Annotated in this window: 8 protein-coding genes; 5 read left to right on the plus strand and 3 right to left on the minus strand. The window is 64.9% G+C overall.

Annotation, left to right across the window (positions count from 1 at the left end; genetic code table 11):
- Positions 1–11 precede the first annotated feature (11 nt).
- Positions 12–2267 carry a sigma-70 family RNA polymerase sigma factor gene (locus ACOYYX_RS39365; protein ID WP_422931834.1) on the minus strand — a complete coding sequence of 752 codons (2256 nt, stop codon included), beginning with the start codon at positions 2265–2267 and terminating at the stop codon, positions 12–14.
- A 458-nt stretch (positions 2268–2725) separates the two neighbouring features.
- Between ACOYYX_RS39365 and ACOYYX_RS39370 the strand changes: the two genes are divergently transcribed.
- The 3 genes from ACOYYX_RS39370 to ACOYYX_RS39380 all read left to right on the plus strand — a co-directional run bounded on the left by ACOYYX_RS39370 (position 2726) and on the right by ACOYYX_RS39380 (position 4694).
- Positions 2726–3844 (plus strand): hypothetical protein, encoded by a 1119-nt coding sequence (locus ACOYYX_RS39370; RefSeq protein ID WP_422931835.1) that lies wholly within the window; start codon positions 2726–2728, stop codon positions 3842–3844.
- A 50-nt stretch (positions 3845–3894) separates the two neighbouring features.
- Complete coding sequence (locus ACOYYX_RS39375; protein WP_422931836.1) at positions 3895–4314, plus strand: hypothetical protein; 420 nt, start codon at positions 3895–3897, stop codon at positions 4312–4314.
- A 71-nt stretch (positions 4315–4385) separates the two neighbouring features.
- Positions 4386–4694: a hypothetical protein gene (locus ACOYYX_RS39380; protein ID WP_422931837.1), complete on the plus strand. Its 309-nt coding sequence runs from the start codon at positions 4386–4388 to the stop codon at positions 4692–4694.
- Between the two features lie 427 nt (positions 4695–5121).
- Here ACOYYX_RS39380 and ACOYYX_RS39385 read toward each other — a convergent pair whose 3' ends face one another.
- Entirely contained in the window at positions 5122–7236 is a 2115-nt protein-coding gene (locus ACOYYX_RS39385; RefSeq protein WP_422931838.1) for a carboxypeptidase regulatory-like domain-containing protein, read from the minus strand.
- Positions 7237–7360: 124 nt separating this feature from the next.
- Entirely contained in the window at positions 7361–7528 is a 168-nt protein-coding gene (locus ACOYYX_RS39390; protein WP_422931839.1) for a hypothetical protein, read from the minus strand.
- On the opposite strand from ACOYYX_RS39390, the gene ACOYYX_RS39395 reads away from it, so the two are divergent.
- Positions 7528–8085, plus strand: a complete 558-nt coding sequence (locus ACOYYX_RS39395; protein WP_422931840.1) for an RNA polymerase sigma factor — start codon at positions 7528–7530, stop codon at positions 8083–8085. The genes ACOYYX_RS39390 and ACOYYX_RS39395 overlap by 1 nt on opposite strands.
- The gene (locus ACOYYX_RS39400) at positions 8078–8662 is read left to right on the plus strand and encodes a hypothetical protein (RefSeq protein ID WP_422931841.1); all 585 of its coding nucleotides are present in this window, start codon (positions 8078–8080) and stop codon (positions 8660–8662) included. The genes ACOYYX_RS39395 and ACOYYX_RS39400 overlap by 8 nt, the downstream gene beginning before the upstream one ends.
- Positions 8663–8719 lie beyond the last annotated feature (57 nt).

The raw sequence follows: 8719 nt of genomic DNA on the forward strand, positions 1-8719 counted from the left end.
ATCGGTATGGCTCAGGGGGCCGGCGATTCGGCGGGTTGGTCCCTGGCCGGCGCGATCGTGAACGAGCCACGCAGTTCGAGCGGCTTGGGGCCGTTGCCGAGCGTGAACCGGAACGTCATGGTCTTGCCGTCGTGGTCGACGACCTTGGCCTCGGTTTTGACTTCGGCCTTGGCCTTGGCCCCGGCTTGCTCCGCACCCTGATTGGCCGGGCGGCCGGCGAACGCGGCGGGGACGATCGGCTTGACGGGCTCGGGGGCGTTCCTCAGGCGAAGCTGCGATAGGAAGTCGCCCGTCGAGGTGGGATTGACCTTCTTTTCGTCGACAAGGGTGATTCCTTGATGGTCCAGCAGCGTACCTTGCATCTCTTCGAGCGAGACGATCGAGACGTTATAGGCCGTCAAGGCATTCGATTCGGTCGCGACGGAATCGACATAACGGCTGATCTCCGAGAGGTAGACGTCGAAGTTGAAGCCGTCTCGACGGTTCTCTTCGACTCCAACGCGCTGGGCCTCGAGTTGAGCCTCTCGCTCGCACCTCATGGCGTATTTCGATCTGTAGAGGTGGTAACTTGCAGCAAGTTCGCGATAAAACCGCGCCAGCGATCGCTTCGTCTGCTGGCGGACGCTGGCGGCGTAGGTTTCTTCCTTCTGGCGGACATGCGCGTTGGCGTCATCACCTGCTCTAGCTAGATCCTGCAATCGTAACTTCTGAAGCAGAATATCTGGCTGATTCTCTTGCATGGCAAGCAAGCACCGCTCCCAGGTGGTTTTGACTGGCTCGACGCTCGCTCGAGTCGCGGGGATGATACTTCGCTTGTCCTCGAGAGATAATCCGATCATATTTCGAAGTCTGCTTTCGATCCCCTTCAAATCGGATGACCTGCTCGATCCGATGTCGCGAAGCTGTGCGAGCAGGACCTCTGCTTTGCCGGAGTTGGTGTTGTCGACCCGGCCGGCGTTGAATTCAGCATTCGCCCACGCCAGGGCGGACTCCGTCAGCTTGATCGCCCTCCTGATCGCAGCGAGTTCGGACCTTTGTTGCATGAGCGACCAGTAGTTTTGTTCGACTGACCGCAAGTAAGCCATGAGCTCGCCGCGGAACTTCTGGAAATGAGCTCGGTCTTCGATGCGAATGATCGCGTAACCGGGCCTGCTCGGTTTATTTGGATCGGGCCTGATTTCCAGGATGTTCTCCGTGTTTCGCAGGGCGAGGAGGAGGGCCTCGCGGAGCGTGAGTTCCCAGGCTCCGTTCGCCGTTTCGGCGAGGTCTTTGTCTTGCCGAGGCAAAGCGATCCCGAACGGGTCGGCCTCGTCGAAGGGGCCGTCCTCGCGTCTAGCCGTTGCCACTCCGTGCGGGTCGGCCTTCTCTGAGGGGACCTTGCCTTCTTCCAGATGAGGCCCCGACATTCCGGGCGGATCGGTCTTTTCATCGGGGCCAACAGCGGCGACACCGAGGCCCCCGGTGACGACGCCAAGCGTCAACACCAACGCCGCCACAACTCGAATCTTGCCGAAGATCATGGTCATCAGGACTCCTTTCACCAGAGTGCGAGCCGTCGCCGAGGCCGTCCCGGCCGCCATTCCGGCCGCCAGGGATTCCGAGACTGCGCCACGCGCGGCGTCGTCCGAGAGCAACATCCCGAGGGCCATCGAGGGGGCGAGGCCTCGCCGGATCAGAGAATCGCGGAGCCGCTCGCGGCCCCGGGAACGCCAGGACTTGACCGTGCCGACGGGCCTCCCCATCAGCCTCGCCGCCTGCTCGCACGAGTGCCCCTCCAGGTCGCAGAGCACAATCGGGATCCGATACCGCTCCGGGAGCCGGTCGATCTCCTCGTGAAGCAGCGGGGCGACGTCGTGCGCGAGGGCATCGCCAGGCGGCCTCGACTCGGATTGAGCCATCCTACGTTCGCGCCTCCGACGCCTCGCGGCCGACTTGCGGGCGCACCGGGCCGTCCTCACGGCGACCTGATGCAGCCAGGGGCCGAGCGAGTCCTGGACCCAGAGCCGATCGGCCTTCTCGACGAGGATCAGGAAGGTGGCCTGGAAGGCGTCGTGCGCGTCGTGGAGGTCGCCCAGCCTGGCGCGGCAGGCCCGCATCACCATCGCCCCGTGCCGCTCCACGAGGGCCGCGAACGCGAGCTCCGCGGCCTCGCCGTGCCCGGTCGAGAATCGCTCGATCAATTGCCCGTCCGTCAGCTCCCGGATCGTCCCGAGGTTGAAGAGCGAGTGGAGCTGGCGTCGGACGGCTTCATCCTTGCGGTTCCTCAATTCAAGGCACTCCTCCTCGGCCCGGTTCAACGTCTCATCGCAACCGGCTGATAATGGCCATGACCCCGGCCCGGGTTGCAACTTTCCGGAAAAAAGCGTGAGCCGGGTGGACAGGCAGTTTAGCGAGTCCCCCTGCCCTCCCGCCATTTCCTCGGCCCTTCCCCGATTCTCCTTCGCCAAACCGCCAGGCCTGATGGAGCCGAAAGGTCATCAGTAAACCCTCGCTACCCCACGTCTTGGGTAGCCGCGATTGGGACAATCGGGGTCGCGGAGCGACGAGAGGCCCACGGCGATAAGCCCGGACGAATCCAGGGCCCCTCTGCGTCTTCTGACCCGGAAGAGGCGAGCGATGGGAGAAACCCATCGCCCCTACCGCTCGACCGAGAAGCGTCGTAGTCTGGTTCAGATACGACCCATGGATCCGAGACAGGTACCCAACGATCTCAGGAGGCCCCGCGATGTCGCAAGCCCGAGGGCGGTTGACCGTGCGTAGACTGATGATCCTCGTCCTGCTCGTCGCGGCGCTGATCGGCTCCTTCGAGGCCGGCCGACGCTGGGAGCGTCCCTCGTCAGCCTCGATCGACCCATTCGATGCCATGGAGATGCTTTCGCCCTCGGATCAAGGCCGTCATCGAGACGAAACCCGTCGGCGATCGTCGCGGCCAAAGCCGTCGCGAACGCAGGCGTCCGCAGCAACAACACACCCGCTTCGGCGCGTGAGCATGCTCGAGGCCGTCGATCCGCTCCCGATCACCCACGGGTTCCTGGCGACCGGCGAGAAGACCTTTATCCGCGACTCCAAGGGTCGGGTAACGTGGTCGTATCGGTTGCCGACCCGCGACGGCTGGGTCCTGCGCGATGGCCGCGTGCTACTGGCCATGGCGAAGTCGAAGCCCTTCCCGAAAGGGGGCGTGGCCGAGGTCGACCGCGAGGGCAATGTCATCTTCGAGTTCCGCGGGAGCCAGTCCGAGGTCAACACCGTGCAGGAGGTCGGCGAGGGCCGCATCCTGCTCTCCGAGGCGGGCGACCACCCCCGACTGCTGGAGATCGACCGCGAGGGCAAGGTCCACGTCGAGGTCCCGCTCAAGGCCCAGACGAAGGACCACCACCTGCAAACGAGGATGGCCCGCAAGCTCGAGAACGGCAATTACCTCGTGCCGCAGCTATTGGACAGGGTCGTCCGCGAGTACACGCCCAAGGGCGAGGTCGTCTGGGAAGTGGCGACCCCCCACATGCCCTTCACCGCGATCCGACTGCCGGATGGCCACACGGTGATCGGCTGCACGCTCGGCAACCTCGTCATCGAGGTCGATAAGGCCGGCAAGACCGTCTGGCAGGTGACCAACGACGACCTCCCCGGCCGTCCCATCAACGACGCCTGCGGCGTCCAGCGCCTCCCCAACGGCAACACCGTCATCGCCAGCCACCACGCCGGCCCCGAGGACGTCAAGCTGACCGAGATCACCCCGGACAAGAAGATCGTCTGGACCTACCGCAACCCCGACGCCACCGGCATCCACCACTTCCAGATCCTCGACACCGACGGCGTCCCGCTCGATGGCCGGCCTTTCAAATGATCGCGGCCTGACGTGATGACATGATTCTCTGATTGTGCAGGACTCGGTTCATGATTCCGGCGGACCTGCGGCTCACGATCGTCGTGCTGATCGAGCGTTGGCTCGCCAAGGCCGAGGATCCGGAACAAATCGCGGCGGTTCTCGCCTGCGAGGGCTTGCCAGTCTTCATGAATTGGGGAAGCACGGACATCATGTTCCTCCGCCCCGATGGCGAGATCCTTTCCATCGACTTGGAAGCGAACGAGCGAGTTCCGCATGTCGAAAACGACCCCACGCGGAGGAAGATCGCGATCATCTGCGGAGTCAAGGAATACCCGGAACTCCATCCCCTCCTGCCGGCCCGGCCTGCATCGGCTCGGGATTGCTCGTTCTGCGGCGGTACCGGCTGGGTTTTAGTCGACAGGTACCCGCCGACGGGTCTTGGATGTGGGGAATGCTACAGCCTCGGCTGGCTCGAGTCACCGGGCTGAGGCCCTCCCCGTAACAAGAGAAACGATCCGGCGCGGCCGTCGCCAGCCACTCTTCGCGAAGGTCATTCTTTATGGTTTCAGGAGACCTCCGGCTCACGATCGTCGTGCTGATCGAGCAATACCTCGCCACATCCAGGGATCGGATCGAATGCGAGCAAGCTCGCGCCTACGAGGCCTTGCCGATCTTCCGCGGCTGGGATGGAACGACCCTCTTCCTCCGCCATGATGGCGAGATCCTCGCGATCCATTTCGAACTGGGCCACCAGGAGGTGCGGATCGAGGCTGGCCCCCATCTGGCGGATGACCACGATCGTCTCCGCCGTCGAATGCCACCCGGAGCTACAACCCCTCCTGCCGAAGTGGACGGCAACGAGTCGTGATTGCCATATTTGCCGAGGGACCGGCAGATTCTTCATGCAGGGTTGGTTTCCAAGGGGCATGAGATGCAGCAAATGCTGCGGCCTCGGCTGGCTCGATTCACCTAATTAAGGCACTCCCCGTAAGGAGAGTTGGGATCGAGCGCAACTGCAGCCACCCTGCGTGTAGTTGTCGTCCGGCTTGCGCGACGCGAAACACCGACGAACCCTGATGAAATCATCCTCGTCGATGCAGGGGAGTCCGCACCGTCATGATCTCTCAGCTCGATCACGGAATTGGAGTGGTGCTGTTGGGCGTCGCGTTGAGAGTGACGCGCATTTCGCCCGAACCGGGATCATCCGAGTCCGGCAACTCATGATGATGCCTCCGACTGACACCCGCCCCCGGTCCATCAGCAGGCTCGGCCGAGTCGTTTCAAGGAATCCAAGATTACTTCGGCGTTCCCTGCGATTCGAGCCAGTGCTGGCGGATGATCTCCAGCTTGTAGCTCCGCAGCGAGGGATGGGGGATCGTGCGGTCGTCGAGGAGGACCTTGCCCTCGGGAGAGATCAGGACGTAATCCGGGTAGCCGTCGGGGAGGCCGTGATCCTCGAAGCGGGCGACGATGCGGCCGTCGGGGTGGTCGACGGCCACCGGGAACGGCAGGCCGATCTCGGCGACGTGCTTGCGGACGGCCTCGGGCGGGCTCGAATTGTTGTGGATCCCGATGACCGCGACCCCCCTGTCCTTATACAACTCATGCACGAGTTTCACCGAAGGGAAGTCGCCGTGGCAGGGGCCGCAGCCGATGAACCAGAAGTCGAGCAGGATATATTTGCCCTTCAACCCCGCGAGGCCGAAGTCCTGCCCCGGCGTGTTGATCCATGACGATGCGTCGATCTCGGGCGGAGTCTTGCCTTTGAGCGAGACGGCCGCACCCTTCGAGGCCCGATCGGGCTCGACGTCCCCGCGCTCCCAATCGGTCATGTCCTTCCGGAAGGCGGAGATCGGCCAGTCGGGCGTGTGCGGCTCGAGCGTCAACACCGCCTCCCCGGGCTGATCGAGCCGGATCTCGGCGCGGGCGGCGAGGGGGCGATAGGGGTCGAACGCGACGAGTGTTTGATTGACGAGGCGTTTGCCCGTCTCAGGGTCGCTCGGCAAGTAAACCGACTGGATCTCGAACCGCCCGGAGGCGTCGGTCAGGACGGGCTGGAGCCCGTTCATGTAACGGCCGCGGAGCCTGACGATCGCCTTCGCGGCGGGGCTGCCGTCGGGGTTGCGGACGACGCCGACGACCTTCGGCAGGCGGCGGACCTTGATGTCGGGGATCATGGCCTGGCCGTCGTCGGTGATCTTGAACTCATAATGATCCTTCTCCGCAAGGTACTCGTTCCCCTGGAACGAGACCCGCGCGGGGCCGGCGGCGAGGTCGATGGCGAAGCGGCCCTCGGCGTCGCTCTCGCCCCAGCCGGCGAAGCTCCAGTCGCCGGGGGGCCTGTCCGCCCAGCCCTCCGTCGTGGCGTTGGCCAGCTCGCCATAGATCGACATCTCGCGGAGCGGCTTCCCGGTGTCGGCGTCGACCACCCGGCCCTTCGCCGAGGCCTTGCGCCTGGCGTCGAAATGCAGGTCCTGGTTCCGCCCCGGCGCGATCCGGAGCCACTGCTTCTTGAGGTGACTCGCCGAGTATACGGGGGTCAGGAAGTGCCCTTCCTCCTGGAGCAGGAGCCACGAATAATCGCCGGGTGCCACGGTCATGCGGGCCTTGCCCTCGCGGTCGAAATCGAGCTCGTAATAAATGAAGGTGGAAGGGTCGTCGAAGGGCTCGTGTCGCAGGTCGATGACGGCCTTCGAGACGCTCCCGGGGGGCGTGTGGAGCGTGACGACGACCCCGGGGGGCATCGTCACCGAGGCGTCCGCCCGCGATCCGGCCCTGAGCGTCAGCCCCTCGACCCGCACCGGCGCGAGGCTCGAATGCTCGATACCGAGCTTGACGACGTCGCCCGACGGCAGCGCCGGCAGTTGCAGCCGCCCCTCTTCATCGCTGGGCGGGATCTCGATACCCAGCGACCGCATCCAAAGTTGAAAGATTCGGCACTCCCCATTCACACCTCGAATCGTCAACTCGCGGACCCTCGCCCCGACGACCGGCTTCCCCTCCCGATCCTTGAGGTGAATCGAGGCCGACGCCGGCGCCCGCATCACGACCTCGGCCGGCGCCTCGGCTCCTTTCGCCTCGACGTTCACGAGCTTCAGCCCACGCGCAAGGCCCTCGCGCTCGACCGAGACCATGTAGTATCCGGGCTCGACCCCCTCGAACTTGTAAGCCCCGTCATCCCCCGTCGAGACCACGTCGCGCGCGACCTGGAACCGCCCCCAGCGAGGGTTCGTCGAGTCCAGCCGATAGGGCGTGACCTTCGCCCCGGCCAGCGGAGCCGACTTCGCATCCAGGATCTTCCCGGAGAGCGTCGCCTTGCCTGCCTCCTCGCCGATCGCCGCCCGGGATCCCTCTTCCGACGCGAGGCCGAGCCCCGCCAAAACCAGCAGCAACGAGAGCGCCTGACGCATCGGGAACCTCCGGGGCGAAACGTCTCAAGGATCCTGGAGAATCGAGCGCGTGGGGGAGCCGCCAGCTTCTCCGACGCCTGTCGTTTTACGGATGTCAGATATTAGCCTGGGACGCCTCGAAAAGTCAATCAGCCGCAACGATCGACGAGCCTTTGATCTTATGTTCAGTGCTCGTCACGCCGACGAAGCCGCCGACCGGAGCCGGATTTTCCAAGGTCGATGAACCGGCCCGGGCTCTCGCCCGACTATCAAATTGCCCGGGAAAACGAGTCATCTCCGTGGAGGTCGTCATTGGATCAGGATCGTCGGAACATCGAGCTTGAGATCCTCGTGCTGCGTTGCCAGCGCGGGGAGCGGGAGGCTTTCGAGGAGTTGGTGCTCGCCTGGGAACGGCGGCTCTTCTTCTACATACGCCGGCTCGTGGCGGACGAAGCGGAAGCCTGGCAGGTGCTACAGGAGGTCTGGCTCCAGGTGCTCCGCGGCATCCGCACCTTGCGAGACCCGGGCCGGCTGCCGGTCTGGCTCTACGCCGTGACCCGCAACATCGCCATGAGCCACCACCGGGCCGACTACTCCCGCGAGCGGAGCCTGGACGTCCTCGAAGTCATCGAACCATGCGAGGACGACGATCAGGCCGCGATCGAGGACGCCGAGGCGATCCACCACGGCCTCGCGAAGATCCCGACCGCCGATCGCGAGGTCCTGACGCTGTTCTTCCTCCGCGACCTGAGCATCGCCGAGGTCGCCGAGGTGCTCGGCATCCCGCCGGGCACGGTCAAATCGCGCCTCTTCAAGGCGAAGAAATCCCTACGCCAGGCCCTAGACCATGAAGGATTGAACGATGCTTGAACCCAAAGATGCAAATAGCGGACGGCTCCTCGACCTCGACGCACACGACCCCGCGCTCCGGGGCGCCTATGAATCGCGGCTCCGCGGCCATCTCGAGGCCAAGCTCTCCGCCAGGCCCCGCCTTCGCTACGTGTTCGTCGGTCTCGCCGGGCTCGCGGCCGCGGTCGTCTGCGGCTCCCTCGCGATCACGGAGCCGGCCACGATGCCCGCGGCGGTTCGTGGGCTCATGACCCTCTTCGTGTTCATGGGCCTCGGCTGGACGCTGCTCGCGACCGCGGTCCTCGCCCGGGGGCCGGAGGGCTTCGTCGCCAGGCGTAGCGTCTCGGCGATGATGGCGTTCGGGTTCACGCTGGTCACGCTGATCGCGCTCTCCGTCGTGTCGTCGCTCACCGGAAAGTCGGCCGCCGCCTTGCCCATGCTGATGACGGGCCTCGCCATGCTGATATGTGCGGCGGTCGTCGTCATCGACGCGAGGATCGAGCGGGCCGAGTCCCTGATCCGAGAGCAGGTCCTCCGCGTCGAGGCCCGCCTTGCGGCACTCGGGCCGTCGCAAGCCACCCCCCGGGATCAGGCCTGAGGTTCGGGTCTCTGGGGTCGGCGTTGAAACGAAAAAGGCCGCGGCCCCGGGATCATC

The sequence above is a fragment of the Singulisphaera chitinilytica genome, from assembly GCF_049331405.1.
Classification (GTDB): domain Bacteria; phylum Planctomycetota; class Planctomycetia; order Isosphaerales; family Isosphaeraceae; genus PoT.